General features: G+C 73.1%; 20 protein-coding genes and 1 pseudogene. 13 read left to right on the forward strand and 8 right to left on the reverse strand.

Going from position 1 to position 26,122, the window contains the following annotated elements; translation table 11 throughout:
• Positions 1 to 2: 2 nt before the first annotated feature.
• Positions 3 to 1,229 (reverse strand): methyltransferase domain-containing protein, encoded by a 1,227-nt coding sequence (locus tag AB0F98_RS06610; protein ID WP_357729705.1) that lies wholly within the window; start codon positions 1,227 to 1,229, stop codon positions 3 to 5.
• Positions 1,230 to 1,479: 250 nt separating this feature from the next.
• Here AB0F98_RS06610 and groES point away from each other — a divergent pair, with 250 nt between their 5' ends.
• From groES to AB0F98_RS06625, 3 genes are all read left to right on the forward strand, one after another.
• A complete protein-coding gene (groES, locus tag AB0F98_RS06615; RefSeq protein ID WP_018222648.1) occupies positions 1,480 to 1,794 on the forward strand; it encodes a co-chaperone GroES in 315 nt (104 codons plus the stop codon).
• Positions 1,795 to 1,863: 69 nt separating this feature from the next.
• Complete coding sequence (gene groL, locus AB0F98_RS06620) at positions 1,864 to 3,510, forward strand: chaperonin GroEL (RefSeq protein WP_357729708.1); 1,647 nt, start codon at positions 1,864 to 1,866, stop codon at positions 3,508 to 3,510.
• 125 nt (positions 3,511 to 3,635) lie between these two features.
• A complete protein-coding gene (locus tag AB0F98_RS06625; RefSeq protein WP_357729712.1) occupies positions 3,636 to 5,474 on the forward strand; it encodes a molybdopterin-dependent oxidoreductase in 1,839 nt (612 codons plus the stop codon).
• 90 nt (positions 5,475 to 5,564) lie between these two features.
• On the opposite strand, the gene AB0F98_RS06630 is transcribed toward AB0F98_RS06625, so the two are convergent.
• A complete protein-coding gene (locus AB0F98_RS06630; protein ID WP_357729716.1) occupies positions 5,565 to 5,978 on the reverse strand; it encodes a WhiB family transcriptional regulator in 414 nt (137 codons plus the stop codon).
• A 255-nt stretch (positions 5,979 to 6,233) separates the two neighbouring features.
• Between AB0F98_RS06630 and AB0F98_RS06635 the strand changes: the two genes are divergently transcribed.
• On the forward strand, positions 6,234 to 7,061 hold the full coding sequence (locus AB0F98_RS06635) for a helix-turn-helix transcriptional regulator (protein ID WP_357729719.1): 828 nt from the start codon (positions 6,234 to 6,236) through the stop codon (positions 7,059 to 7,061).
• 48 nt (positions 7,062 to 7,109) lie between these two features.
• Here the strand turns inward: AB0F98_RS06635 and AB0F98_RS06640 are convergent, their stop codons facing one another.
• The gene (locus AB0F98_RS06640) at positions 7,110 to 7,532 is read right to left on the reverse strand and encodes a DUF5319 domain-containing protein (protein ID WP_357729722.1); all 423 of its coding nucleotides are present in this window, start codon (positions 7,530 to 7,532) and stop codon (positions 7,110 to 7,112) included.
• A 183-nt stretch (positions 7,533 to 7,715) separates the two neighbouring features.
• On the opposite strand from AB0F98_RS06640, the gene guaB reads away from it, so the two are divergent.
• The 4 genes from guaB to AB0F98_RS06660 all read left to right on the forward strand — a co-directional run bounded on the left by guaB (position 7,716) and on the right by AB0F98_RS06660 (position 13,524).
• Positions 7,716 to 9,278: an IMP dehydrogenase gene (gene guaB, locus AB0F98_RS06645; protein ID WP_357729725.1), complete on the forward strand. Its 1,563-nt coding sequence runs from the start codon at positions 7,716 to 7,718 to the stop codon at positions 9,276 to 9,278.
• A gap of 37 nt (positions 9,279 to 9,315) precedes the next feature.
• The gene (locus AB0F98_RS06650) at positions 9,316 to 10,434 is read left to right on the forward strand and encodes a GuaB3 family IMP dehydrogenase-related protein (RefSeq protein WP_357729728.1); all 1,119 of its coding nucleotides are present in this window, start codon (positions 9,316 to 9,318) and stop codon (positions 10,432 to 10,434) included.
• A 49-nt stretch (positions 10,435 to 10,483) separates the two neighbouring features.
• Positions 10,484 to 11,887 carry a M1 family metallopeptidase gene (locus AB0F98_RS06655; RefSeq protein WP_357729731.1) on the forward strand — a complete coding sequence of 468 codons (1,404 nt, stop codon included), beginning with the start codon at positions 10,484 to 10,486 and terminating at the stop codon, positions 11,885 to 11,887.
• A gap of 182 nt (positions 11,888 to 12,069) precedes the next feature.
• Positions 12,070 to 13,524 carry a M1 family metallopeptidase gene (locus tag AB0F98_RS06660; RefSeq protein WP_357729734.1) on the forward strand — a complete coding sequence of 485 codons (1,455 nt, stop codon included), beginning with the start codon at positions 12,070 to 12,072 and terminating at the stop codon, positions 13,522 to 13,524.
• Positions 13,525 to 13,550: 26 nt separating this feature from the next.
• On the opposite strand, the gene AB0F98_RS06665 is transcribed toward AB0F98_RS06660, so the two are convergent.
• Positions 13,551 to 14,666 carry an LCP family protein gene (locus tag AB0F98_RS06665; RefSeq protein WP_357729737.1) on the reverse strand — a complete coding sequence of 372 codons (1,116 nt, stop codon included), beginning with the start codon at positions 14,664 to 14,666 and terminating at the stop codon, positions 13,551 to 13,553.
• 142 nt (positions 14,667 to 14,808) lie between these two features.
• On the opposite strand from AB0F98_RS06665, the gene AB0F98_RS06670 reads away from it, so the two are divergent.
• A complete protein-coding gene (locus AB0F98_RS06670) occupies positions 14,809 to 16,494 on the forward strand; it encodes a GMC family oxidoreductase (protein WP_357729740.1) in 1,686 nt (561 codons plus the stop codon).
• 97 nt (positions 16,495 to 16,591) lie between these two features.
• On the forward strand, positions 16,592 to 18,145 hold the full coding sequence (guaA, locus tag AB0F98_RS06675; RefSeq protein ID WP_357729744.1) for a glutamine-hydrolyzing GMP synthase: 1,554 nt from the start codon (positions 16,592 to 16,594) through the stop codon (positions 18,143 to 18,145).
• A 7-nt stretch (positions 18,146 to 18,152) separates the two neighbouring features.
• Here the strand turns inward: guaA and AB0F98_RS06680 are convergent, their stop codons facing one another.
• Entirely contained in the window at positions 18,153 to 18,518 is a 366-nt protein-coding gene (locus tag AB0F98_RS06680) for a PspC domain-containing protein (protein ID WP_357729747.1), read from the reverse strand.
• A 144-nt stretch (positions 18,519 to 18,662) separates the two neighbouring features.
• Here AB0F98_RS06680 and AB0F98_RS06685 point away from each other — a divergent pair, with 144 nt between their 5' ends.
• From AB0F98_RS06685 to AB0F98_RS06695, 3 genes are all read left to right on the forward strand, one after another.
• Positions 18,663 to 19,610: an NUDIX domain-containing protein gene (locus tag AB0F98_RS06685; RefSeq protein WP_357729750.1), complete on the forward strand. Its 948-nt coding sequence runs from the start codon at positions 18,663 to 18,665 to the stop codon at positions 19,608 to 19,610.
• Positions 19,611 to 19,757: 147 nt separating this feature from the next.
• On the forward strand, positions 19,758 to 20,657 hold the full coding sequence (locus AB0F98_RS06690) for an NUDIX domain-containing protein (RefSeq protein ID WP_357729753.1): 900 nt from the start codon (positions 19,758 to 19,760) through the stop codon (positions 20,655 to 20,657).
• A gap of 373 nt (positions 20,658 to 21,030) precedes the next feature.
• Entirely contained in the window at positions 21,031 to 21,939 is a 909-nt protein-coding gene (locus AB0F98_RS06695; RefSeq protein ID WP_357730869.1) for a CDP-alcohol phosphatidyltransferase family protein, read from the forward strand.
• Positions 21,940 to 22,020: 81 nt separating this feature from the next.
• On the opposite strand, the gene AB0F98_RS06700 is transcribed toward AB0F98_RS06695, so the two are convergent.
• From AB0F98_RS06700 to AB0F98_RS06710, 3 genes and pseudogenes are all read right to left on the reverse strand, one after another.
• The gene (locus AB0F98_RS06700; protein ID WP_357729756.1) at positions 22,021 to 23,274 is read right to left on the reverse strand and encodes a phosphatidylserine decarboxylase; all 1,254 of its coding nucleotides are present in this window, start codon (positions 23,272 to 23,274) and stop codon (positions 22,021 to 22,023) included.
• A gap of 677 nt (positions 23,275 to 23,951) precedes the next feature.
• Positions 23,952 to 24,134: pseudogene (locus AB0F98_RS06705) on the reverse strand (hypothetical protein); the annotation flags it as partial.
• The gene (locus AB0F98_RS06710) at positions 24,131 to 26,038 is read right to left on the reverse strand and encodes a PspC domain-containing protein (RefSeq protein ID WP_357729759.1); all 1,908 of its coding nucleotides are present in this window, start codon (positions 26,036 to 26,038) and stop codon (positions 24,131 to 24,133) included. The gene AB0F98_RS06710 and the pseudogene AB0F98_RS06705, both read right to left, overlap by 4 nt.
• Between the last annotated feature and the right edge of the window lie 84 nt (positions 26,039 to 26,122).

Consider the following 26,122-nt stretch of genomic DNA (forward strand, 5'->3'; position numbering starts at 1 on the left):
ATCTAGTCCTGCACCGGGCGGCAGACCAGCACGGTCGGCGCGCCGGCGATCCGGGTGAGCACGAGACTCGCCGCCGCGTCGCCGGCCAGCCGCAGGTCCCGCCGGAGCTGCTCCGGGGTCAGCGCCGAGCCGCGCTTGAGGATCTCCACCCGGCCAACGCCCCGCTCCCGCAGGAGCGCGCGCAGCCGTTTCAACGAGAACGGCAACACGTCGGTGACCTCCAGGCAGCGGGCGTACGGGCCGAGCGTCGGAGTGTCCGCGTACAGGTAGGCGATGGTCGGATCGGCGAGTGTCGCGTCCAACTCGTCGGCCAGCTCGGCGACCAGGTGCGCCCGCACGACCGCCGGGTCCGGGTCGTGCAGGAACCGGCGTACCGGGCCGACGTTCGCCTCCCGGTCACCGGCGCCCGTCAGCTGATCGGCGGCGCCCCGGTCACGGTCGGACGCGTCGACAGGGGTCCCCTCCTTCTCGCTCAGCAGGGTGGCGCGGCGGGGGACCTCGGCGAGTTCGCCGCACCAGAGCGCCGCCTCGACCAGGTCGCCGTCGACGCTGACCCATTCCGCCTCGGCGCCGGCCGGGATCAGTCCGTGGTCGATCCCGGGGGCGACCTTCACCACGGTCCGTGGCGTCCGCTCCGCGAGCCGCGTGACGAAGTCCCAGGGAGGCGAGTACGCGTTCGGGTCGAAGATCCGCCGGCCGGTGCCGCCGGCGCGCCGGGCCGGATCGCAGAAGGCCGCCTCGACCCGGCTGACGTCGAACGCCGTCGCGTCGCCGCACTCCACGGTGAAGAGGTCGGCCAGCCCGGCGGCCTCGGCGTTGGCGGCGGCCATCGCGGCGGTCAGCGGGTCGGCTTCCACCCCGTACACCCGGATGCCGGCGCGGGCGGCGGCGAGCGCGTCCGCGCCCAGTCCGCAACCGAGGTCGGCCAGGGTGCGTACCCCGGCGGCCCGCAGCCGTGCGGCGCGGCGCGCCGCGACCACGCCCCGGGTGGCCTGTTCGAGGCCGGCGCGGGTGAGGAACATCCCGGCGGCGGTCGGCCCGAACTTGGCAGTTGCCCGCCGGCGCAACTCGGCCTGGGTCAGCGCGGCCGCCGCGAGCCCGGCCGGCACCCCGGCCGCGCGGAGGGCGGACGCGGCGGCCAGCGGGTCGCCGCCGGTCACCCGGGTCGCCGAGTCCAGCGCGGCGGCGCCCTCGGCGGTACGCAGGGCGGCCAGCTGATCGAGATCCACCCGGTCATTGTGGTGGCCGACCTCGACGCGCCGCCCGGCGGGTTGGCACTCTCCTTGACGGAGTGCTAGCCACGGAATAACCTGCGATTAGCACTCTCAACCTGAGGGTGCCAGCTCCCGGGTCACTCGACCCGAGTGCTGAACGCCAGGCGGACCGGCACCCGCGACGACGGCCCCGCCCGGTGGCATGTGGCAGATTGACGCTGGTCGGCCTTGCCGGCCGGCACAGAAACCAGTACCCCAGGAGGGTATGCCCGTGACTACCGCGACCAAGGTTGCGATCAAGCCGCTTGAGGACCGCATCGTGGTCCAGGCGAACGAGGCTGAGACCACCACGGCGTCGGGCATCGTGATTCCCGACACCGCCAAGGAGAAGCCGCAGGAGGGCACCGTCCTCGCTGTGGGCCCCGGCCGGATCGACGACAAGGGCAACCGCGTGCCGATCGACGTCAAGGTCGGCGACACCGTCCTCTACTCGAAGTACGGCGGCACCGAGGTCAAGTACGCCGGCGAGGAGTACCTGGTGCTCTCCGCCCGCGACGTCCTCGCGGTCATCGAGAAGTAAGCAACCGATCAGTGTCGTTGCCCCGGTCCGGTTCGCCGGGCCGGGGCAACGCCGCTTGAAGGGACATTCATGGCGAAGATCCTGAGCTTCTCGGACGACGCCCGACACCTGCTGGAGCACGGTGTCAACGCCCTCGCGGACGCGGTCAAGGTCACCCTCGGCCCGCGCGGGCGCAACGTCGTCCTGGACAAGAAGTTTGGTGCGCCCACGATCACCAACGATGGTGTGACCATCGCCAAGGAGATCGAGCTCACCAACCCGTACGAGAACCTCGGCGCGCAGCTGGTCAAGGAGGTGGCGACCAAGACCAACGACGTCGCCGGCGACGGGACCACCACCGCGACCGTGCTGGCCCAGGCGATGGTGCGCGAGGGCCTGCGCAACGTGGCGGCCGGGGCCAACCCGACCGGCCTGAAGCGTGGCATCGACGCGGCCAGCGCCAAGGTCTCCGAGGCGCTGCTGGCCCGGGCCGTCGAGGTGGCCGGCAAGGAGGCGATCGCGCACGTCGCGACGGTCTCCGCGCAGGACTCCACGATCGGCGACATGATCGCCGAGGCGATGGAGCGGGTCGGCCGTGACGGTGTCATCACCGTCGAGGAGGGCTCGACCCTCGCCACCGAGCTGGAGGTGACCGAGGGTCTCCAGTTCGACAAGGGTTTCGTCTCCCCGCACTTCGTCACCGACGCGGAGTCGCAGGAGGCGGTCCTCGAGGACGCGTACGTCCTGATCACCACGCAGAAGATCTCGGCGATCGAGGAGCTGCTGCCGCTGCTGGAGAAGGTCCTGCAGAACAGCAAGCCGCTGCTGATCATCGCCGAGGACGTCGAGGGTCAGGCGCTCTCGACCCTGGTGGTCAACTCCATCCGCAAGACCCTGAAGGTCTGCGCGGTCAAGGCGCCCGGCTTCGGTGACCGCCGCAAGGCGATGCTCCAGGACATGGCGATCCTGACCGGCGCCGAGCTGGTCGCCCCGGAGCTGGGCTACAAGCTCGACCAGGTCGGCCTGGAGGTGCTGGGCTCCGCCCGGCGCGTCGTGGTCGACAAGGACAACACCACGATCGTGGACGGTGGCGGCCAGGCCGCCGACGTCGCCGACCGGGTGGCCCAGATCCGCAAGGAGATCGAGGCTTCGGACTCCGAGTGGGACCGGGAGAAGCTCGCCGAGCGGCTGGCGAAGCTGTCGGGCGGCATCGCGGTCATCAAGGCCGGCGGCGCGACCGAGGTCGAGATGAAGGAGCGCAAGCACCGCATCGAGGACGCCATCGCGGCGACCAAGGCCGCGGTCGAGGAGGGTACGGTGCCCGGCGGTGGCGCCGCCCTGGCGCAGGTCCTGCCGGCGCTCGCCGACGACCTCGGCTACACCGGTGACGAGAAGGTCGGTGTCTCGATCGTCCGCAAGGCGCTCGTCGAGCCGCTGCGCTGGATCGCCGAGAACGCCGGCCACGACGGCTACGTGGTGGCGCAGAAGGTCGCCGCCGCCGAGTGGGGCAACGGCCTGAACGCCGCCACCGGCGAGTACGTCGACCTGGCCAAGTCCGGCATCCTGGACCCGGTCAAGGTCACCCGCAACGCGGTCGCCAACGCCGCCTCCATCGCCGGCCTGCTGCTCACCACGGAGAGCCTCGTGGTGGAGAAGCCGGCCGAGCCGGAGCCGGCCGCCGCCGGTGGGCACGGCCACTCGCACGGCCACGGCCACCAGCACGGCCCGGGCTTCTGACCCACGTCGTACGCCCGGTCGGGGCACACCGTCATCCGGCGGTGTGCCCCGACGCGTTCGTGGTGGCTCTTACGAGACGCTGACGTCACTACCGGCCGGCCCGGTTGATCGGAAACACTGGGCCGATGAGCACCACCACCCCCCGGTACGGGGCACTGGCCGGGATCACCTCCGCCGCCGTGGCGATCGGCGTGGCCGAAGCGGTGGCCGTGCTGACCGGTCCCCGGTCGGCGCCGCTGGTCGCGGTCGGCGGAGTGGTCGTCGACAAGGTGCCGGAACGGCTCAAACAGTTCGCCATCGACGTCTTCGGCACGTACGACAAAATCGCCCTGCTGATCGGGACGGCGGTGCTGCTGGCCGCCATCGCCGCGTTGCTCGGCGTGCTCTCCGTACGCCGGCTCGCCGTCGGCCTCGCGGGTGTCACGGCCTTCGGGGCGCTCGGTGTGGCCGCCGCCCTGACCAGGGCCGGCGCGGACGCCGCCGACGCGCTGCCGTCGCTGGTCGGCGCCGGGTTCGGCGCGCTGGTGCTCTGGGCCTTCATCGCCGGTCCGCTGGAACTCGATCCGTGGCCGTGGAGCCCGCCCGGCGGTCACCTCCCGTCCGGCACCCCGGGCGGCCCTGGTGGAGCCGGCGGCCCTGGTGGAGCCGGCGGCCCCGGTGGTGGCGGAGGTCGCGGTGACGCGGGCGGTCCCGGCCTGCCGTCGCCGGTGGCGCAGGTGGTGGACTCCGGCCCCTGTCGAGCTGCCCCGGATCCGGGGCGCCCCACATCTGGGGCAGCTCGACAGGAGGTGAGGGACACACCTCCTGGAGAGCCGCCGGCCGGAACCGGATCGGCACCAGCGCCCCGCGAGATCGTCGAATCCGTGCCCGCACCTGCGGCCCGGGAGGGGATCGACCCGGAGTCCCGGCGTCGGTTCCTGACCGGAACCGGAGTGCTGCTCGGCACCGCCGCCGTGGCCGGCTTCGGCGGGCGCTGGCTGGCCGGCAGGCGCGGGGTGTCCGCGGCCCGCGAGGCGGTGGTGCTGCCCGCCCCGGCCTCCCCGGCTCCCGCGGTGCCCGCCGGGGCCGACCTGTCGCTACCCCAGCTCGCCCCGTACGTCAGCTCGAACTTCGGCTTCTACCGGATCGACACCGCGCTGGTGGTGCCCCAGGTCGACCCGGAGTCCTGGCGGTTGCGGATCCACGGCCGGGTACGCAACCCGATCACGCTCAGCTTCGCGGATCTGCTCGCCCGGCCGATGGTGGAGCGGTACGTCACCCTCGCCTGCGTCTCGAACGAGGTCGGCGGGGAGCTGATCGGCAACGCCCGCTGGCTCGGCGTACCGATCCGGGACCTGCTCGACGAGGTCGAGCCGGAGGAGGGCGCCGACCAGGTGGTCGGGCGTTCGGTCGACGGCTGGACCTGTGGCACCCCGACGGCGGCACTGCGCGACGGGCGGGACGCGCTGCTCGCGGTGGGGATGAACGGTGAGCCGTTGCCCGTCGAGCACGGGTTCCCGGTCCGGATGGTCGTGCCGGGCCTGTACGGCTACGTGTCGGCCTGCAAGTGGGTGACCGAGCTGGAGCTGACCAGCTTCGCGGACTTCGACGCGTACTGGGTGCCGCGGGGCTGGTCGCCGCAGGGGCCGATCAAGACCCAGTCGCGCATCGACACGCCTCGGCCGCGCAACCGGCTGACCGCCGGCCCGGTCATGGTCGCCGGGGTGGCCTGGGCCCAGCACCGGGGAATCCGCCGCGTCGAGGTACGCGTCGACGACGGGCCCTGGCAGGAGGCGGAGCTGGCCCCCACGGTCTCCGTGGACACCTGGGTGCAGTGGTCGTGGCGTTGGGAGGCCACACCGGGGACGCACCAGCTCCAGGTGCGGGCCACGGACGCCACCGGTGAGACGCAGACCGACCGCAGGCAGGACGTCGTCCCGGACGGCGCCAGCGGCTGGCACACCGTCCGCGTCACCGTCCGCTGACCACCCATCCCGTCCGACCCGTAGACCGGCTCCGCGCCCCGGGGAGGGGGCGCGGAGCCGGGGAGGGCTTGGTCGGGAGCGGGGGTGGGGTTAGGCGACCTTGCGTTGAGTGGGGGTGGCGGCGCTGGGGGTGGGGGCGAGGTGCTCGGTCGAATTGTGCGGCCGGCCCAGCCGGGCTTCCAGCCGGGCGACGTCGACCCGGGTGCCCCGGCGGTCGGCCAGGTCCTCCCAGCCGACGGCGAGCAGCCGCAGGCGCTCGGACTCGCTGAAGCCACCCCAGACGCCGTACGGCTCGCGTACGGACAGGGCGTGCGCGGCGCATTCGGCCCGCACCGGGCAGGTGCGGCAGACCGCCTTCGCGCCGGACTCCCGGCGCAGCCGGGACGAGCCCCGTTCCCCGTCCGGGTGGAAGAACTGGGCGCTGTCTCGTCCCCGGCAGGCGCCGAGCCGCTGCCAGTCCCAGAGATCGACGATGGGTCCGGGCAGTCTACGTACGTTCGACATCAGCACCCCTCCTCCCGCGCGGCACCGCGAGATCCTCATGGCCGGGCCTTCGGGCGGCGGGCCGCACAGGCACACCGATCCCGGCCTGGGTCTCCCGTTACCCGGGAGCCCCACGATTCACACGCGTGTGATCCAAAACGTCCGGCACTTTGCCGCATATGACCCATCTGTCGGAAAAGTTCGGAGGATTGCCGGGAACCTCCTCCCGGACCGACCCGCTCATGGTCTGCTCGTTGGCGGAGAGGAGACCCCACAGTGCGTACGGTTCTTGTGTGCGTCCGGACACCACTTGCGGCGCAACATCTCACTTCCGCGGCGGCCCGCCTCGGGCTGTCGGCGGTCGTTCGTACCGCCGTCTCCGATCCTGAGGTGATGCTTCGGCTCGCCGAACGGCAACCGGACGTGGTACTCGCCGACACGGCGCTCACCCGCCCGGACAGCGCCGGCTTCGTCCGCCGGGTGCTGGCCCGCGCCCCGCAGGCCGCCGTGCTGCTGTTCGGCGCCGAGGAGTCCGAGGCCGCCGCCGCGACCATCAGCGCCGGTGCCCGCGGGCTGATCCAGGGTGCCGACCACGATCTCACCAGCGCGGTGGCCAAGGCGCTGCTGCTGCTCTCCGCGCCCGGCCGGGCCGCCCGCCACCGGGTCACCGACCCGGTGCGGGACGCCGCGGCTGTCGGCGGGAAGAACCGCTCCGCGCCCGCCGGCCGGCCGGGCGGTGACCCGGGCCCGGGTTGGTCGGCCGGGCCGGTGGAGGGGCCGAACGGCGCACCGACCATGGTGCCGGTGCAACGCGGCGACGACGGGCCGGAGGGCAACGGTGGTGAGCCCGAGGGAACGCCACCGGACGGCAAGCGGCCGGCACCGAACGCCCGGGCCGCGCGCGCCTCCGTCGGGCTGACCGAGCGCGAACTCCAGGTACTGCTCGGAATGGCGGAGGGCAAGAGCAACGCCGAGATCGGGCGGGAGCTGTTCGTCTCGGAGGACACCGTCAAGACGCACGCGCGCCGGCTCTTCCGCAAGCTGGGGGCCCGGGACCGGGCCCACGCCGTGGCCGCGGGATTCCGCGCCGGGCTGGTCGCCTGAGCCCCGCGCACTCGGTCCTCGCCACCGGGGGCGCGACCGGCGCCCGCCTCAGCTGCCGGTGGATTCCTCGCGGTCGGGTTCCTCGTCGTTGCCGTCGGTGAGCGTGTCGTGCACGCCGTCGGCGTAGCCGCGGGCGTACTCCCAGGTGACGTAGTGGTCCGGGTCGGGGTCGTAGGCCGGCTCGTGCACGCGGGGCCGGCCCGAGCTCAGCAGATGGCGCAGGTTGCCCCGGAGCAGGTCCCAGTCGAAGTAGTGCGGCTCGCGGCAGTCCTCGCATTCGATCACCAGGCCGCGAACCCCGACCGGGGCCAGCAGGGCCTGGTAGATCTCCAGGTCGGCGAGATCCTCCAGCACGTCCTGCCGCTCGACGTCGGTCAGCGCGTCCAGCGGTGCGTCGTCGCCCGAGTCGTGCAGGCCGGAGGCCGGATCGGCCGGGTCGCCGTTGAACGGGTCGATGGGCTCGTCGTGCACCCCCTCACCGTAGACCCAACGCCGCAGCGACGCCCGCCCCCGGACGCGCGCCGAGCGGCCCGGCGCGACGAGGAGCAGCTCAGCCGCATGGGTACGATGGAGCGACGCGCCGCGTGCGGCGCTCCTCCGGTGCCCGCCGCGCCACCTCGCTGAAGCCCGTTCGACCAGCTCAGGGGAGCAATCGTGGAAATTTCGCCCAGCACCGATCTTCCGGCCGGCGCCGACCATGGCGAGCTGGGCGGCCACCTGCCGGAGCTGCCGGCAGGCTCCGCCCGGGTGGTACCCCTCGGCCTCACCTTCGACGACGTACTGCTCCAGCCCGGCGAGTCGGACGTGGTCCCGAGCCGCGTGAACACCGTCACCCGGCTGACCCGCAACGTCACGCTCTCCGTGCCGCTGCTCTCCAGCGCGATGGACACCGTGACCGAGGCGCGCATGGCGATCGCGATGGCCCGCCAGGGCGGCATCGGCGTGCTGCACCGCAACCTCTCGGTGGAGGACCAGGCGCTCCAGGTGGACCTGGTCAAGCGCTCCGAGTCCGGCATGATCACCAACCCGGTCACCGCCAGCCCCGACGACACCCTGCGTGACGTCGACGCGCTCTGCGGCCGCTACCGGATCTCCGGCGTGCCCGTCGTCGACGGCGACGGTCAGCTCGTCGGCATCGTGACCAACCGCGACATGCGCTTCGTCTCCGACCCCGGCACGCCGGTCCGCGAGATCATGACCCGGGCCCCGCTGATCACCGCGCCGGTCGGCGTGAGCAAGGACGAGGCGCTGGCTCTGCTGCGCCAGCACAAGGTGGAGAAGCTGCCGATCGTTGACGGCTCGGGCCGGCTGCGCGGGCTGATCACCGTGAAGGACTTCACCAAGAGCGAGCAGTACCCGGACGCCACCAAGGACGAGGCGGGCCGGCTGCGGGTGGCCGCCGCCATCGGGGTCGGGGAGGACTCGTACAAGCGGGCTCGGGCCCTGGTCGACGCGGGTGTCGACGTGCTGATCGTGGACACCGCGCACGGCCACCAGCGCGCGGTCCTGGACATGGTCCGCCGGCTCAAGAAGGACGTCACGATCGACATCGTGGGCGGCAACATCGCCACCTACGCCGGTGCCCGGGCGCTGGTCGAGGCCGGTGCCGACGGCGTCAAGGTCGGCGTCGGACCGGGCGCGATCTGCACCACCCGGATCGTGGCGGGGGTCGGCGTGCCGCAGATCACCGCGATCATGGAGGCCGCCCGGGCTGCCCGTCCGGCGGGCGTCCCGGTGATCGGCGACGGCGGCATCCAGTACTCCGGCGACATCGCCAAGGCACTGGTCGCCGGTGCCGACACGGTGATGCTCGGCAGCCTGCTCGCCGGCTGCGAGGAGAGCCCCGGTGAGCTGATCTTCGTCAACGGCAAGCAGTTCAAGGCGTACCGGGGCATGGGCTCGCTCGGCGCGATGCAGTCCCGCGGGCAGGCCAAGTCGTACTCCAAGGACCGCTACTTCCAGCAGGACGTGACCAACGACGAGAAGCTGGTCCCGGAGGGCGTCGAGGGTCAGGTGCCGTACCGCGGGCCGCTCTCGCGGGTCGCCCACCAGCTGGTCGGTGGACTGCGGCTGGCGATGGGCTACGCCGGCGCGGAGAGCATCCCCGAGCTCCACGCGCGCGGCCAGCTGATCCGGATCACCGCGGCCGGGCTCAAGGAGAGCCACCCGCACGACATCCAGATGACCACCGAGGCGCCCAACTACCACACCCGCTGACCCCCACCACCACCCCCGACAACAACTGGAGTGAGCCATGCGTGACGTGGTCGAGATCGGGTTGGGCAAGACCGCGCAACGCGGTTACCACCTGGACGACATCGCCATCGTCCCGAGCCGCCGGACGCGGGACGTCGACGACGTCTCCACCGCCTGGCAGCTCGACGCCTACCAGTTCGGCATCCCCTGCGTCGGGCACCCCTCCGATGCCACGATGAGCCCGAGCTCCGCCGTCCGCCTCGGCGCGCTCGGCGGTCTCGGTGTGCTCAACGTCGAAGGGCTCTGGACCCGCTACGAGAACCCGACCAAGGTGCTCGAGGAGCTGGCCGGGCTGGACGAGGACGCGCGGGCGACCAAGCGGCTCCAGGAGGTGTACGCCGAACCGATCCGTCCCGACCTCATCGCGGAGCGCGTACGCGAGCTGCGTGCCGGGGGTGGCACGGTGGCGGTGCGGGTGTCCCCGCAGCACACCCTGGCGCTGGCCCCGGTGATCCTGGACGCCGGCGTGGACATCCTGGTCATCCAGGGCACGATCGTCTCCGCCGAGCACGTCTCGACCACCGACGAGCCGCTGAACCTCAAGGAGTTCATCGCCGACCTCGACCTGCCGGTGATCGTGGGCGGCTGCACCGACTACAAGACCGCGCTGCACCTGATGCGTACCGGCGCCGCCGGCGTCATCGTCGGCATCGGCGGCGACGACTGGTCGACCACCGAGTCGGTGCTCGGCATCCGGGTGCCGATGGCCACCGCGATCGCCGACGCGGCGGCGGCCCGCCGCGACTACCTGGACGAGACCGGCGGCCGGTACGTGCACCTGATCGCCGACGGGGACATGCAGACCTCCGGCGACATCGCCAAGGCCCTCGGCTGCGGCGCGGACGCGGTGATGCTCGGCGAGCCGCTCTCCCGCTGCGAGGAGGCGCCGGCCGGTGGCGCCTGGTGGCACTCGGCCGCCAGCCACCCGTCGCTGCCGCGCGGCGCGTTCGAGGTGGCCAGTGCACCGATCGGCTCGATGGAGCAGGTCCTCTTCGGCCCGGCCGACGAGCCCGACGGCCAGCTGAACCTCTTCGGCGGGCTGCGCCGGGCGATGGCCAAGTGTGGCTACCGCGACCTCAAGGAGTTCCAGAAGGTGGGCCTGGTCCTCGACCGCTGACCTGCGCGAACACGTCGTGTCGCACCGGCCGCGCCGTTAGGCTCGGCCGGTGCGACGTACCTGTCCCCGGATCGTGGTCGCCGCCGCGCTGGCGGTGCTGCTCGCGGCGAGCGGCTGCACCTGGTCCGATGAGGACGATGCGTTCCGGCCGGGCAGCGCGGATGCCGGTGACCCGTACGTGCCCGGGTACGGCAACGGCGGGTACGACGTGGCGCACTACGCCCTGGACGTGCGGTACGACCCGGCGACCGGCCGGCTCACCGGGCAGGCGGTGCTGACCGCGACCGCCACCCAGGGGCTCTCCCGGTTCAACCTGGACCTCGCCGGACTGGACGTCGACCAGGTGACCGTCGACGGCGCCACCGCCGAGCACCGGCGGACGGGAAACGAGCTGGTGGTCGAGCCGGCCCGCGGGGTGCCTCGCGGTGCCCGGTTCACCGTCGAGGTCGCGTACGCCGGGGTGCCCGCCCCGGTCACCGACGGCCCGCTGGGCTCCGGGGGTTTCCTGCACACGGACGACGGCGCTATCGCGCTCGGCCAGCCCGACTCGGCGGCGACCTGGTTCCCGGTCAACGACCACCCGTCCGACAAGGCCACCTACGACCTCGCGGTGACCGTTCCGGACGGGCTCGCCGCGCTGAGCAACGGTGTTCCCGGCCCGAAGCGCAGCGACGGCGGGTGGACCACGTGGCGCTGGAGCGAGCGATCGCCGATGGCGAGTTACCTGACCACGCTGGTGATCGGCGACTACCGGGTCACCACCGGCACACACGAGGGCCGGCCCATCGTCACCGCCGTTCCGTCGGGTGAGCCGCAGAACGGCCCGGCCGCCGCCTCGCTGGCCCGTACCGGCGAGATCGTCGACTTCCTGGCCGGCCGGTTCGGGCCGTACCCGTTCGAGGCGTACGGCGGAGTCGCGGTCGCCGACGAACGCATCGGGTACGCGCTGGAGACCCAGTCCCGGCCCGTGTACGGGCCCGGCTTCTTCGCCGACGGCCGCCCGAACCCGAACGTGGTGGCGCACGAGCTGGCCCACCAGTGGTTCGGCGACAGCGTCTCGTTGAGCCGTTGGAGCGACATCTGGCTGAACGAGGGCTTCGCCACGTACGCCGAGTGGCTCTGGGAGGAGCACGACGGCGGTCGGAGCGCGCAGGAAACGTTCGAGGCGCGGTACGCGACCACCGACTGGACGCAGCCCTCGGTGGACCCCGGCCGGGAGGCGATGTTCGGTACCGCCGTCTACCTGCGCGGCGCGCTGGCCGTGCACGCGTTACGCCGCACCGTCGGCGACGACGCGTTCTTCCGCATCCTGCGACAGTGGACGACTGAGCGACGGGACCGCAACGGCACGACGGCCGACCTGGTCGCCCTCGCGGAGCGGATCTCCGGCCGGCAGCTGCGCTCGCTCATGGACGCCTGGCTGATCGGCGGCAGCGCACCCGCCCTGCCTTGAGGCCTGTTTCAGGAGACCGTGCCCGGCCGCGCCCGCGCCCGGCCGCGTGACGACGATGCGATCGATGCTCGGTAGGCTGCCGCGAACGGACCGGGCGAGAGCATGGACGGTACGGGTCCTGCGGCGGCGGTTCGGCGGCGGTCGGGCCGGAGTGCCCGCCGGCACTTCGAAAGGACGAGGCGATGAGGCAGCCACGGCGGTCTCTGCGGGTGCATGTCGGTCTACTGCTGATCGGGGCGGTGCTGGCCGGGTGCGGCTCGACGCCGGACGCGCCCGAGTCGGCGGCCACGCCGTCGCAGCCCGCCGAGCGGCACTTCAAGCCGGGCGCGGCGGGTGCGGGCGACCCGTACTTCCCCAGCTACGGCAACGGCGGTTACGACGTCGGCCGGTACACGGTCAAGGTCCGGTACGACCCGGCGAAGGACCGGCTCACCGGCACCACCACAGTGCATGCCTCGGCGACCAGTGACCTGTCCGCGTTCAACCTCGATCTGGCCGGACTGACCGTGCGGTCGGTGACCGTGGACGGCGCTGCGGCCAGCTATTCCCGTAAGGGCGACGAGCTCTCGGTGACCCCGGTGAAGGGCCTGATCGCGGGTAACGGGTTCGTGGCGGAGGTCCGGTACGACGGCGAGCCGGAGCAGTTGGAGAACGAGTTGCTCGGTGGTGGTGGCTTCATCCACACCGAGGACGGCGCCATCGCGCTCGGCCAGCCGGAGTCGGCGAGCACCTGGTTCCCGGTCAACGACCACCCGTCCGACAAGGCCACGTACGACTTCGAGATCACCGTGCCGGACGGGCTCACGGCGGTCAGCAACGGGGTGCCGGGCGGGAAGGCGAGCAGCGCCGGCTGGACCACCTGGAAGTGGGCCGAGCGTGCGCCGATGGCCAGCTACCTGAGCTTCGTGGTGATCGGCGAGTTGCGGGTGACGACCGGGAAGCACAAGGGACGGCCGATCTACAGCGCCGTCCAGACCGACGTGCCGAAGGGCGCCGCGGACGACTCGATCGCCGAGACCGTCAAGGTCGCCGACTACCTGGAGACCGTGTTCGGTCCCTACCCGTTCGAGGCGTACGGCGGCGTCGTGATCTCCGACCCGCGGATCCGGTACGCGTTGGAGACGCAGTCCCGGCCGGTCTACTCGGCCGACTTCTTCCGTCAGGGGGTCAACACCGACGTCGTCGCGCACGAACTGGCCCACCAGTGGTACGGCGACAGCGTGGCGTTGACCCGTTGGCAGGACATCTGGCTCAACGAGGGGCTCGCCACGTACGCCGAGTGGCTCTGGACCGAGCACGACGGCGGCCGGAAGGTCGAGGAGTCGTTCGCCTCCGGCTACCACGGTTCGTCGGGCCAGGTCTGGCGTACGCCGCCCGGCAAGCCCGGGGTGGAGAACCTGTTCAGCAACTCGGTCTACCAGCGGGGCGGGATGACCGTGCACGCGCTGCGGGTGGCCGTCGGCGACGACGCGTTCTTCGAGATCCTGCGGACCTGGTCGGCGGAGAAACGCAACGGCAACGGCAGCACCGACGAGTTCATCGCGCTCGCCGAACGCGTCTCGGGGAAGAAGCTCGACAAGCTCTTCGACGCCTGGCTCTACGGCACCGAACGCCCGGCCGAGCCCAAACCCCTCTGACCGACGGGGATCCAGCGGGGGAGGGGTCAGGTTTTGCTGCGAAGGCTGGGGTTCTTGGCCAGGTAGGCGTCGGCGCGGCCGGCGCGCAGTTCGGTGAGGAAGCGGCGGCCGACCGAGGTGAGCTGTTCACCGCGGTAGTCGCCACCCGAGCCGACCGACCTCCCGGGTAGGCCGACCAGCGCGAACCGGTCGGCGGGAAGGCCGCCCAGGGCGTACGCGATGTCGATCAGCTTGCGCCCGCCGACGTAGATCAGCGTGTCGCTGAGCGCGTCGACGACCTGCTGCACGCGGTCCGGGTCGCGGGCGAGCCCTTGGTCGAGGATCTTGCCGACGAGCGCTCGGATCAGTTGCTGCTGGTGGCGCTGCCGGCTGTAGTCGCCGCCGGGGATGTAGCGCTGCCGGGCGTAGTCCAGTGCCTGCCACCCGGTGAGGTGGCGGTCGCCCTTCTCGTACACCATCTGCGGGCCGGTGTAGCCACCCGGCGCGCTCTCCCGGTGCCGGCCGTCGGGCTGCCGGTGGCGGGAGACGACCCTTTGGTCGACGTGGATGTCCACGCCGCCGAGGCTGTCCACCAGCCGGTCGAACCCGGCGAAGGTGACCACCGCGCCGGCGTCGATGCGCAAGCCGGTGTAGCCGCTCACGGTGCTGCGCAGCAACTCGTACCCCTGCGCGGCGCTCGGTTGCTTGGCGCGGCCGGGTACCCGGCTGCCGTAGCTCATCGCGTGGGTCAGCTTGGTCCGCCCGCCGCGGTAGCCGGCCTTGGGGAACGCGGGGATGTCGACCAACAGGTCGCGGGGGAGCGAGAAGAGGTAGGCCCGGTCCAGTCCGCGCGGCACGTGCAGGACCAGCACCGCGTCGGCGTGCGGCTCCCAGCCGGGGACGCTGACCCGGGTGTCCACACCGACCAGTAGGAGGTTGAGCGGGCCGGTGATGTCGGCGCCCGGAGGGGGCGGCGGCGAACTGGGCGTGGCGGCGGGCGTGGTCGTGGTCGGCGCCGGCGCCGGCGCGGCCCCGTGCTCTGGGCTCGCCCGGCCGACCAGGCGGCTGATCACCACGCCGCCTGCCGTCACGAGCACCACTGCGGCGAGCAGCAACCCGATCAGCAGGCGACCCCGACGGCCCGCACCGGATCCGAGGCTCATCCGGCCTCCTTCCACCTGTACTGAACAACGCTCCGAAGGGTGCCGCGGGTTGCGGCCCGGGGGCGCCGATGTGGCGGGTGCAGAGCATGATCGCGCGTCCTCGGCTCTGGCGCGACGGCTACCGGCGGGTAATGATGCCGGAATGCGGTACGACGTGCTCGTCATCGGGTCCGGCTTCGGCGGCAGCGTCACCGCGCTACGGCTGACCGAGAAGGGATACTCCGTCGGCGTCGTGGAGGCCGGGCGGCGTTTCGCCGACGACGAGTTCCCCCGCACGTCGTGGCGGGCGCGACGGTTCCTGTGGGCTCCGGGGCTCGGCTGCTACGGCATCCAGCGGGTCACCCTGCTGCGGGCCGCCGACCGGCGGGCCGGTGGCGGGGTGCTGGTGCTATCCGGCGCCGGCGTGGGCGGCGGCTCCCTGGTCTACGCGAACACCCTCTACGAGCCGCTGCCCGCGTTCTACACCGATCCACAGTGGCGGGACATCACCGACTGGCGGGACGAACTGGCCCGCCACTACGACCAGGCGAAACGGATGCTCGGCGTCACCACGTACCCGATGGACACCGGCGCGGACCGGGCGATGCGGGCGGTGGCCGAGCGGATGGGGGTGGGGCAGACCTTCCACGCCACCCCGGTGGGCGTGCACATCGGGCGACCCGGCGAGCGGGTCGCCGACCCCTACTTCGGTGGCGTCGGCCCGGAGCGCACCGGCTGCACCCACTGCGGCTCCTGCATGACCGGCTGCCGGGTCGGGGCGAAGAACACTCTGGTCAAGAACTACCTGTGGCTGGCCGAGCGGCTCGGTGCGCGGGTACACCCGCTCACCACGGTGACCGCCGTACGTCCCCACCCGGCGGGCGGGTACGAGGTGCACACCGTCCGGACCGGTGCCTGGCTGCGCCGGCGGCGGCAGGTGATCCGGGCCGACCAGGTCGTCTTCGCCGCCGGGGCGCTCGGCACCCAGCGGCTGCTGCACGAGATGAAGGGCACCGGCGCGCTGCCCGCGCTCTCGCCCCGGCTCGGCGAGCTGACCCGCACCAACTCCGAGGCGATCCTGGGGGCGTCGGTGCCCGGCCGGCAGGCCCGGGCCGCCGGGCTCGACTTCACCGAGGGCGTGGCCATCACCAGTTCGTTCCACCCCGACCCGCAGACCCACATCGAGCCGGTCCGCTACGGACGGGGCTCCAACGCGATGGGACTGCTGCAGTCGCTGCTGGTCGAGGGCGGGCCGCACCGCGTCCGGCGCTGGGTCGGCACGCTGCTGCGCCAGCCCGGCACCGCCGCCCAGTTGATCTCCGTACGACGCTGGTCCGAGCGGACCGTGATCGCCCTGGTCATGCAGTCGGCCGACAACTCGCTCACCCTCCGGTTCCGGCGCGGTCGGCTGGTCAGCGGCCCCGGGCACGGCACCCCGAACCCGACCTGGATTCCGGCCGGCCACGCGGCGGCCCGGCTGCTCGCCGAGGAGATCGGCGGTACGCCGGGCGGGGCGCTGACCGAGCCGTTCGACATCCCGATGACGGCGCACATCCTCGGCGGGGCGGTGATCGGCGCCACTCCGGCCGACGGGGTGATCGATCCGTACCACCGGGTGTTCGGCCATCCGGGGCTGCACGTGGTGGACGGGGCGGCCGTCTCGGCGAATCTCGGGGTGAACCCGTCGCTGACGATCACCGCGCAGGCCGAGCGGGCCATGTCCCTCTGGCCGAACAAGGGCGAGGAGGACCCGCGGCCGCCGCTCGGCGAGCCGTACCGCCGGGTCGACCCGGTCGCACCTCGGCAACCGGCGGTGCCGGCGCACGCTCCCGCGGCGCTGCGACCGTAGCGGGCGGGACCGGTCATCGCCGCCGTAGCCGGCGCGCCGCGCGGACAGCGCGGGGCGCGGCCAGGGGTGGCCGTGACAGTAGGTAGGCTTTGGCCACATGAGCACGCCTCGCCCCGTCCTCGTGGTGGACTTCGGAGCCCAGTACGCCCAGCTGATCGCGCGCCGGGTACGTGAGGCGAAGGTCTACTCCGAGATCGTCCCGCACACGATGCCGGTCGCCGAGATGCTGGCGAAGGACCCGGCCGCGATCATCCTCTCCGGCGGCCCGGCCAGCGTCTACGCGCCGGGCGCCCCGCAGGTCGACGCCGGCATGTTCACCGCCGGAGTGCCGGTCTTCGGCATCTGCTACGGCTTCCAGGCCATGGCCCGGGCGCTCGGCGGCACGGTGGCGCACACCGGCAACCGCGAGTACGGCGGCACCCCGTTGCAGGCCCGCCCGGACGCCGGCGTGCTGCTCAAGGACCTCCCCGCCGACCTGCCGGTCTGGATGAGCCACGGCGACTGCGTCACCGAGGCGCCGGACGGCTTCACGGTGACCGCCGAGTCCGCCGGGGCGCCGGTCGCCGCGTTCGAGGACCTGGCCGGGCGGCGGGCCGGCGTGCAGTTCCACCCGGAGGTCGGGCACACCGCGCACGGCCAGGAGATGCTCACCCGCTTCCTCTACGAGATCGCCGGCATCGAGCCCACCTGGACGCCGGAGAACATCATCGACGAGCAGGTAACCCGGATCCGCGAGCAGGTCGGCGACAAGGAGGTCATCTGCGCCCTCAGCGGCGGCGTCGACTCGGCGGTCGCGGCCGCGCTCGTGCACAAGGCCGTCGGCGACCAGCTGACCTGCGTCTTCGTCGACCACGGTCTGCTCCGGGCCGGCGAGGCCGAGCAGGTCGAGAAGGACTACGTGGCGGCCACGGGCATCAAGCTCAAGGTGGTCGACGCGCGGGAACGGTTCCTGGGTGCGCTCGCCGGAGTGACCGACCCGGAGCAGAAGCGCAAGATCATCGGCCGGGAGTTCATCCGGGTCTTCGAGGCCGCCGCCCGGGAGGTCGCCGCGCACGGAGACGTCGAGTTCCTGGTGCAGGGGACCCTCTACCCGGACGTCGTCGAGTCCGGCGGCGGCACCGGCACCGCCAACATCAAGAGCCACCACAACGTCGGCGGGCTGCCGGAGGACCTCAAGTTCGCCCTGGTCGAGCCGCTGCGCGCGCTCTTCAAGGACGAGGTCCGTGCGCTCGGCCTGCAGTTGGGGCTGCCCGAGGCGATGGTCTGGCGTCACCCGTTCCCGGGTCCGGGTCTGGCCATCCGGATCATCGGTACCGTCGACGAGGAGCGGCTGGCCCTGCTGCGCAAGGCAGACCTGATCGCCCGCCAGGAGCTGACCGCCGCCGGCCTGGACCGGGACGTCTGGCAGTTCCCGGTGGTGCTCCTGGCCGACGTACGCAGCGTCGGGGTGCAGGGTGACGGGCGCAGCTACGGGCATCCCGTGGTGCTGCGCCCGGTCTCCAGCGAGGACGCGATGACGGCGGACTGGTCGCGGCTGCCCTACGACGTGATCGCGAAGATCTCCACCCGGATCACCAACGAGGTGGCCGAGGTCAACCGCGTGGTGCTGGACGTGACCAGTAAGCCACCGGGCACCATCGAGTGGGAGTGATCCCGGCTCAGGCCGCGGCCGGCGGCACGGGCCCGCTCGGCGGGAAGGTGGCCGGCGGGTAGGGCGGCGTCGGCGCGTACCCCGGTGGGCTCGTCTGCGCGGCGCCCGGCGGCGGCTGTGGCGCGGCGCCCGCCGGATGCGGCCATGCGGGGGCGCCGGACGGCTCCTCGGGCATCAGGAACCACATGATCGGGTACGCCAGCAGCGCCAGCCCGCCGGTGAGCAGTCCGGTGACCGCGAAGGCCACCCGGATCAGCGTGGGATCGACGTTGAGGTAGCGGCCGAGCCCGCTCGCGACACCGGCGACCATGCGGTCGGTGGTGGGTCGCCGGAGCTGCTTGTACGGGGTCTGCGGAGGGGTGTTGGTCGTCATGTCTCCACCCTCCGCGCCCGGCGCGTGGACGGCCTCGGTGAGCGCCCGGATCTATACCCTGACCGCCCCCTGAGTCGACAGCCATGAGTCAGCAATCCGACTCTTCTCGATGCCGGTAACCTGCCCGGGGGAGAATTTTCTCCCGTGACCACCGCGCTGACGCCGCTCCGCAGGATCGCGGCATACGCAGTTTGTGCTGATTCGGCCGACCGGGTTCTGCTGGTCCGCGCATCACAACGCTCCGGCACACCCGGCACCTGGTCGCTGCCCGGTGGGGCGGTCGACCACGGCGAGGACCCCAACCACACGGTCGTACGGGAGACGGCGGCCGAGACGGGGTTGTCGGTGGCCGTGACCGGGCTGCACGACGTGCTGGCGGACATGCGGGCCCTGCCCGAGCGGGGGATCACGATCCACACCGACCGGCTCATCTACCGGGTGTCGGTGCGTGGCGGGACGCTCGCCGACCGGGTCGACCGGCCGACCGATCTGGCCCGGTGGTTCACCCGCGAGGAGGCCGCCGAGCTGCCGCTGCGTTCGTTCACCGCGCGCGCCCTCGACCTGCCCGCCTCCTCGGGCGACGTGGTTCCGGAGGAGCCGCCGGAGTTCCCCTCGTTCTACGCGGTGCCCGGCCCGGACGGGCTGCACCGGGCCCAGCGCTTCGCCGCGTACGCGGTCTGCACCGACCCGGAGGGCCGGGTGCTGCTCACCCGCGTCGCCGACGGCTATCCCGGCGCCGGCTGCTGGCACCTGCCGGGCGGCGGCACCGACTACGGCGAGCAGCCCGGCGCGGCGCTCATCCGCGAACTGGTGGAGGAGACCGGGCAGGACGGGCGACTCGTCGAGCTGCTCGGGGTGGCCAGCCACCGGGACGCCGCCTCGCTCGGCCCGGAGGGCTACCCGATCGACTGGCACGGCGTACGCGCCTTCTACCGGGTGGTGGTCGACCGTCCGGCCCCGCCCACCGTGGCCGATGTCGGCGGCTCCACCAGCGAGGCTCGCTGGTTCGCTCCCGCGGAGCTGGGCGCCCTCCCGGCCGAACGCCTCACCGAGGTCACCGCCGAAGCCGTCCAAGCCGCCCACCTAACCTAACCCCCCAACCCCCTTCCCAACCCCCTCCCTCCCCCCTCTCCCCCCGAGGGTCGCCCCGCTGATCATGAAGTTATTGTCGGGACACGCCGGGATGGACGGCGATAACTTCATGATCGACCGAACGGGACGCGGGGCGGGGGCCACGGCATGCAGCAGCGGCGGCAGGTGGGCGCGTACGGGCTCTACCGGGACGACGATCGGGTGCTGCTCGTACGCGGTGCGGCCGGCGCCCAGTTCCCGGGTGTCTGGCACCTGCCCGGAGGTGTCGTGCAGCACGCCGAACACCCCGTGCGCGCCGTGCTTCGCGAGGTCCCCGAGCAGACCGGGCTGACCGTCGAGGTGGCCGGGCTGCGCGCGGTGGTCGCCGACGTGATCCCGTTTCCCGAGGTCGACGTGTCACTGCACACCGACCGGCTGGTCTTCGACCTGGCCGTGACCGGGGGCGCGCCGCACGACGGGCGGGCCGGGACGACCGACTCGACCCGCTGGTTCAACCCGCAGGAGGCGGCGGAGGTGCCGCTGATGCCGTTCACCGCCGAACTGCTCGGTTTGCCGGTCGAGCCGCTGCCCGCGGGGCGGGCCGACCCGTCGTCCTTCCCGCCGCTCGGCGACCGCCGGCTGCGCTTCGGCGCGTACGGGCTGGTCACCGACCCGGACGGTCGGGTGCTGCTCACGATGATCGCCGAGGGGTATCCCGGCGCCGGGCTCTGGCACCTGCCCGGGGGCGGTACCGACCATGGCGAACAGCCCGTGCCCGCGCTCCTGCGCGAACTGGTCGAGGAGGCCGGCCAACTCGGCCGGGTGACCGAGCTGATGGGCGTGGACAACCTGCACAACCCGGCCGCGCTCGGGCCCGAGGGGCGTCCGCTGGACTGGCACGGGGTGCGGGTGATCTACCGGGTGGTGGTCGATGCGCCGACCGAGGCCCGGGTCACCGAGGCGGCCGGAGGCTCGACCGCCAGGGCCGACTGGTTCACGCCCGATCGGCTGGACGGCCTGCCGTTGACCGATGTCGCTGCCTGGGCAACCGGACGACGGGGAAGATAAGCCCCGCCGCTCGAGCCGCCTTCGGCCGTCTGGGCTACAGTCGAGGTAGGGAATGATGGATAACGGGCGATGAGGCCCTGGTTGCGAACGACAGAGCCGCCTGAGCGGAATATGGAGATATAAAGCCCCTCGGACGGCTATCGCCAAGCGCCGTTCCCTGTGCAATGGTGTACTCCGCACAACGGCTGCCGGGCCGCGAGAGGCTCGGTACGAGACAGCCGGATGTCCGTCCTCGAGGCGGTAGAGCCGATCCGGTGATGGAGGAAGCGTGCCGAGAGCCCCATGGCGCCGGCGTCGTACGACTGACAGTCCGCGCCCCGCAGGGCGCCGCTGGGCGGGCCCGCTCCGCCGCGGCGGCGCATTCGCCCGGCAGGTGCTGCTGGTCCGGGTGGGCCGGCGCGACGGTGACCTGACCGGGGGTGCCGACACGGCGCTGGTCGAGCCCCGCTACGTCGACCGCCGTCGCCGCTACGGCCTGAACCGGTTCAGCCGGGCCGAGGTCGAGGCCGTCATGCCGGTCAGCCCGGCGCTGCCGCCGGTCAGCCCGGCGCTGCCGCCGGTCAGCGAGTCCGACGACGCCGCGGCCCGGTCGATCCCGCTGCTCCCCGGCGAACGTACGATCACCCGCCGGGTGAAGTTCGCCCTGGTCAACGCGTGCACACTGAGCAGTCTGACCCTCGGCGTGCTCGCCATCTTCCTGGCCATGCAGGGGCAGGTACGCGTCGCCGCGTTCGCCCTCATCGCCTGCGTCGCGTTCGACGGCCTGGACGGCGTGCTGGCCCGCAAGCTCGGTGTGGCCAGTCCGTTCGGCGCGCAGATGGACTCGTTGGCCGACATGTGCTCCTTCGGCATCGCCGCGCCGGTGGTCGTCTACGCCTCGCTCGCCGGCTCCGTTTCGACCGCGGCGGCGGCTGTCGCCTGCGCGCTCGTCGCGGCCTGCGCCGCGATCCGGCTCGCCCGGTTCAACGTCTCGCCCAAGGACGGGCGGTTCTTCTGCGGCGTGCCCACGACCATGGCCGCCGCCGTGCTCGCGATGTCCGTCGCCATCGGGCTGCGCGTACCGGGGCCCGTGCTCCTGGCCGGGGTCGCGCTGCTGGCCTTCGCGATGGTGTCGAGCTTCCCGTACGCCAAGCTCGCCCGGCTGGTGAAGCTGCCGCCGTGGCTGTGGCTCGCCCCGGTGGTCGGCGCGCTGGTCGACATCCGGCTCACCTTCGCGCTGATCGTCGTGGGTTACCTGGTCAGCGGGCCGGTGCTCTGGCTGCGCCAGCGGCGAGCCGCCTGACCGGGCGGAGAGACCCGCCCGACCCGAAACAGCAGGAGGGGGCGCCGCGACCCGCGGCGCCCCCTCCCCACGTTTGCGGCCTCAACGCCAGCGGGCGATCACCGTCGCGCCGCCCACCACCTTGTCGCCGGGGCCGACGAGCGGCTCCGCCGCGGCGGCCGGCAGGTAGACGTCGGTGCGCGAGCCGAAGCGGATCAGCCCGAAGCGCTCGCCCTTGGCCAGCAGGGAGCCGATGGGCGCTCGCTGCACGATCCGGCGGGCGATCAGGCCGGTGCGCTGGGCGACCACCACCGCGCCGTGCACAGTGTCCAGCACCGTGTACGCGGCCACGTTGTGCTCGGCGTCCGGCTTCATGGCGTTGACGAATCCACCGTCGGCCACGAAGTAGTCGACCACCTTGCCGGCCACCGGCGCACGGTTGACGTGCACGTCCAACACGGACAGGAACACCGCGATGCGCAGCCACTCCCCGTCACCGAAGCGCTCGTCGTGCAGGCGCTGCACCGACAGGACCTGCCCGTCCGCGGCGGCGACCACCGCCGACGGGTCCTCGGGCACATCCCGCTCAGGGTCGCGGAAGAACGCGGCGACCGGTGCGGCGGCGAGGGCCGGCAGCAGCCAGAGCTTCGACTTCGGCCTGGTCAGCCGGGCCAGCGCGGCCAGACCGAGGCTGATGCCGGCCGCAGCCACCCCGTTGGAGTCGATGTGCATGGACCGGCTCAGCGGCACGCTCGACGGCCGGTGGGCGGGAGCGAGCAGCGTCGCGGTGGCCGGGCTCGCCGGGGTGAACCGGAGTCGGTGCAGACGTACCGGGGGCGTGTTGCGCAGCACCAGGTCGGTGCCGACGCCGTGGAGGGCGCTCTGCCGCTCCAACTCCGCCGCCGCACCCGCGGTCCGGCCCGGCGCGGCGGCGGTCGCCACGCTGAGCACCGCCCCGTCACCGAGGTGCTTGCCGAGCGTCTCGATCGTCATGCGGGTCTCCTCGGCCGTGCCGAGGAGCGGCTCACCCGCGATCACCACCTCGGCGGGATCGGCCTCGGCGAGGGAGTCGACCACCCGGACCCGGTCGGCGACCCACCGGCCCTGGGCGGTGATGTGCTCGCGCAGCGCGGTGGCCGACCCTCCCTCGGCGGGCGCCACCGTCAGCTGGTCACCGGGCAGCAACGCCTCGATCGCCGCGGCCAGTACCGCGGACTGCGGGTTCACGCCGACGAGCAGCGCGGCCTTCGCTTCGTTGAGCCGGGCGAGCTCGGTGACGAGGGTACGGGCGGCTCGCTCGCCGATGCGGACCGGACCGGGCCGGCCGGGGGTACGCACGGCGGGGGACTGGGTCATCTCGGAAGGGCTCCTGACGGGGTAGACACGGCAAGCGCGACGGACCGCCGCGGCGGGGCGGGATCGACCCACGGAGGCGGAACTCCATCGGCCAGCATAGGCGTCCACGCGCGCCGATCGCACCGCCGCCGTGAGCCGGATCGAGCACCCACCGCCGGGCCCGGTCAAATCCGCGGGTCGTCCCCCTGCCCCGGACGACCGGACGAGGAACCGGCAACGCCGCTCGGGCCGTCTTCGGGGCGGTCCTCGGCCACGCCGCCCGACGCGCCGGTGACCGCCTCGGTCGGCTGCTCGTCCACACCATCGGGGCGGGCACCGGCGTCCGTCCGCTCGACCCTGGTCGTCGGGGCGTCCACCTGATCGAGGGTGGCCGTCGGGTCCGCACCGTGCCCGGCGTCGATCCCGTCCGCCCGGAACTCCTCCGTCGTGCGGTCCACCTGCCAGGCCGGGTGGATCCCGCCGGAGGCCGGCGGGTACCGCTCCCAGCCGGGGAGCGTCCCGCCGGACGTGGGTTGGTCCGGGTGCCAGCCGGCGTGGCCGCCTCCGGAGACCGGCCGGTCCGCGTCCGATCCCGCGTCGGCGAACGGCATGCCGTCGGCCGGGACGTCCGTGCCCTGGGCCGCGGGGGCGTCACCTGCCGACGCGGTGTCGTCCGTGGCCACCTCGCGGTCGGCGTGCCGGCCCGAGCGGAGCGCACCCACCAGACCGAATACTCCGATCAGGATCAGCGCGCCGGCCAGGAACCAGCCGACCGGGGGTACGGCGAGTCCGAGGATCTTGGCCGAGAGCCACCAGGCGGTGAGCACCAGGAAGAGCAGCCCGAAGGCGAAGGAGACGAGATCGGTACGGTGCGCCTTCATCGGGTCACCACCAGGCTTCCGGCATTGATGTGGACGAAGAGGCGGAGCGTGCCACCCCCGGCACCGTCCGGGCCGAGGTCGGTGAACTCCCGAGCCCCCCCGGCGGGCCCGGGCTGGTGCTGCCCGAAGACGGTCGCGTCGCCGGCGTTGACGTCGGCCACCGCGGTCACGTCGACGTTCGGCGGCACCACGACCGTGCCCTTCCCGAAGTTGACCGAGACGGTGATCTCCGTGTTGCGTCCGGCGAAGTCGACCGAGCGCAGGTCCAGCACCGCGTCGCCGAAGCTGTTCTCGTAGCGCGTGGCGAGATCCTGGTAGCCGGCCGGAGCCCAGGTCACGGCACCGTCGACGCCCCGGAACCGGTCGTACGACTCGGCCACCGTGGCCACGGCGAGCGCGGACGCGGTCACCAGCCCGAGCGCGATCAGCCAGCGGGCCCGGCCGAACCAGGTGCCCACCAGCAGCCCGAGGCCGATGGTGGCCAGCGCCGCGGCGAAGTACGCCGACGCGCCGACGTCGAAGACGCCGAGGAGGTCGAGAACGGCGACCAGGCCGAGGGCCAGGAAGATCAGTGAGAAGGTCACCGGGCCGAGCGCCGACCGCTCCTTCGGGCGCTTCGGGCGCTTCGGTGGCTTCGGTGGCGGGGCGGGCGGTGACTGCGTGGCGTACGGGCCGCGCGGGGCGAACGGTGGACGGTAGCCGCTCGTGGGCGTCTGCGCGGTGGGTGGGTATCCACTGCTGGCTGCCGGAGTGGTCCGCCAGCCGGCTCCCGTCGGCGTGGCCTGCCAACCGCCTCTCGTCGCCGGAGCCGGCCATTGGGGTGCGGGCGGCTCGGCCGGCGGCCAGGTGGGCAGCTCGGCCGTGCGGTCGGCGGGCTGCCCGGTCACCGGCGTGGCGGCCGGCGCCTGGGCGTGGTGAGCGCTCCCCCCGTGCGGAGCGCTCACCTCCTGGCTCGTCGGCTGCCCGCCGGGAAACGGCAGCGGTCCGGTCGCCGGACCGACCCCGGACGTGGGCGCACCGGGCACGGTGGCCAGGTCGGCGGCCGGCGGCGCGGCGTACGGGGCCGGTGCCGGGTAACTGACCGGGGGCACCGGGCCGGGCGGCGCCGCGGGCGGTGGACCGGCCGGAACCGGCTGGGTGCGGCGGCGTTCCCGGTTCAGCAGCAGCGCGCCGCCGATCAGGATGGCCGCGCCGAGCAGCACCGCCCGGAACGCGTCGGTGACGATGTAGCCGAAGCCGACCGCCGCGACGATGCCGAGCACGATCACGGTGACCGGCGACATGCTGGACCGGCCGCGACCGAGCATCGACTCGACAGGTGACGCGGTGTCGCCCTCGCCGGGAATGATCAGCCACGCGGTGATGTAGACCAGGATGCCGATCCCGCCGAAGAACCCGAGCACCGCGAGGAGCACTCGCCAGAGCACCGGGTCGGTGTTGGTGGCGCGGCCGATGGCGGCGCAGACGCCGGCCAGGTAGCGCCCCTCGCGGGGGCGGACCAGCCCGTACCGCGTGGTGAACCCGGCCGCGCCGGGTGGTGGGCCGCCGGGCGCGCCGGCCGGACCGCCGTGCGGTGGTGGCGGCGTACCCCCGGCATCGCCTGCCCCGGCCCATCCGAAGGCCGGACCGGTGCCGCCCGAGCCGAAGCCCGGGGTGGGCCCGCCACTTCCGGCGGGCGCCCCCTGGCCCGGCCCGGGGCCGTACCCGGCCGGTCCTGAGCCGGGGTGCGCTCCGGTGGCCGGCGCTGGGCCGGGTACCTGCGCTCCCGGCGGGTACGGGCCGGCCGCGGGTGGCGGGTCGAACGGGGTGGACCCGGTCCAGCCGGTGGCCGCGGGGGGTGGGGGCGTTGCTCCGCCCGGCGGTGCCGCCCCTGCGTGGGGCGGCTGGGCAGCTTCCTCGGTCATGCTCTCGATACTGCTGCTTCACCCGCCCGAGTGACCTCAGGAGCCGACCCTGACGGCACCCTGATATCGCGGTGCCGGAATGTC

Origin of the sequence: Micromonospora sp. NPDC023737 (genome assembly GCF_040639715.1) — a bacterium.
Classification (GTDB): Bacteria; Actinomycetota; Actinomycetes; order Mycobacteriales; family Micromonosporaceae; genus Micromonospora.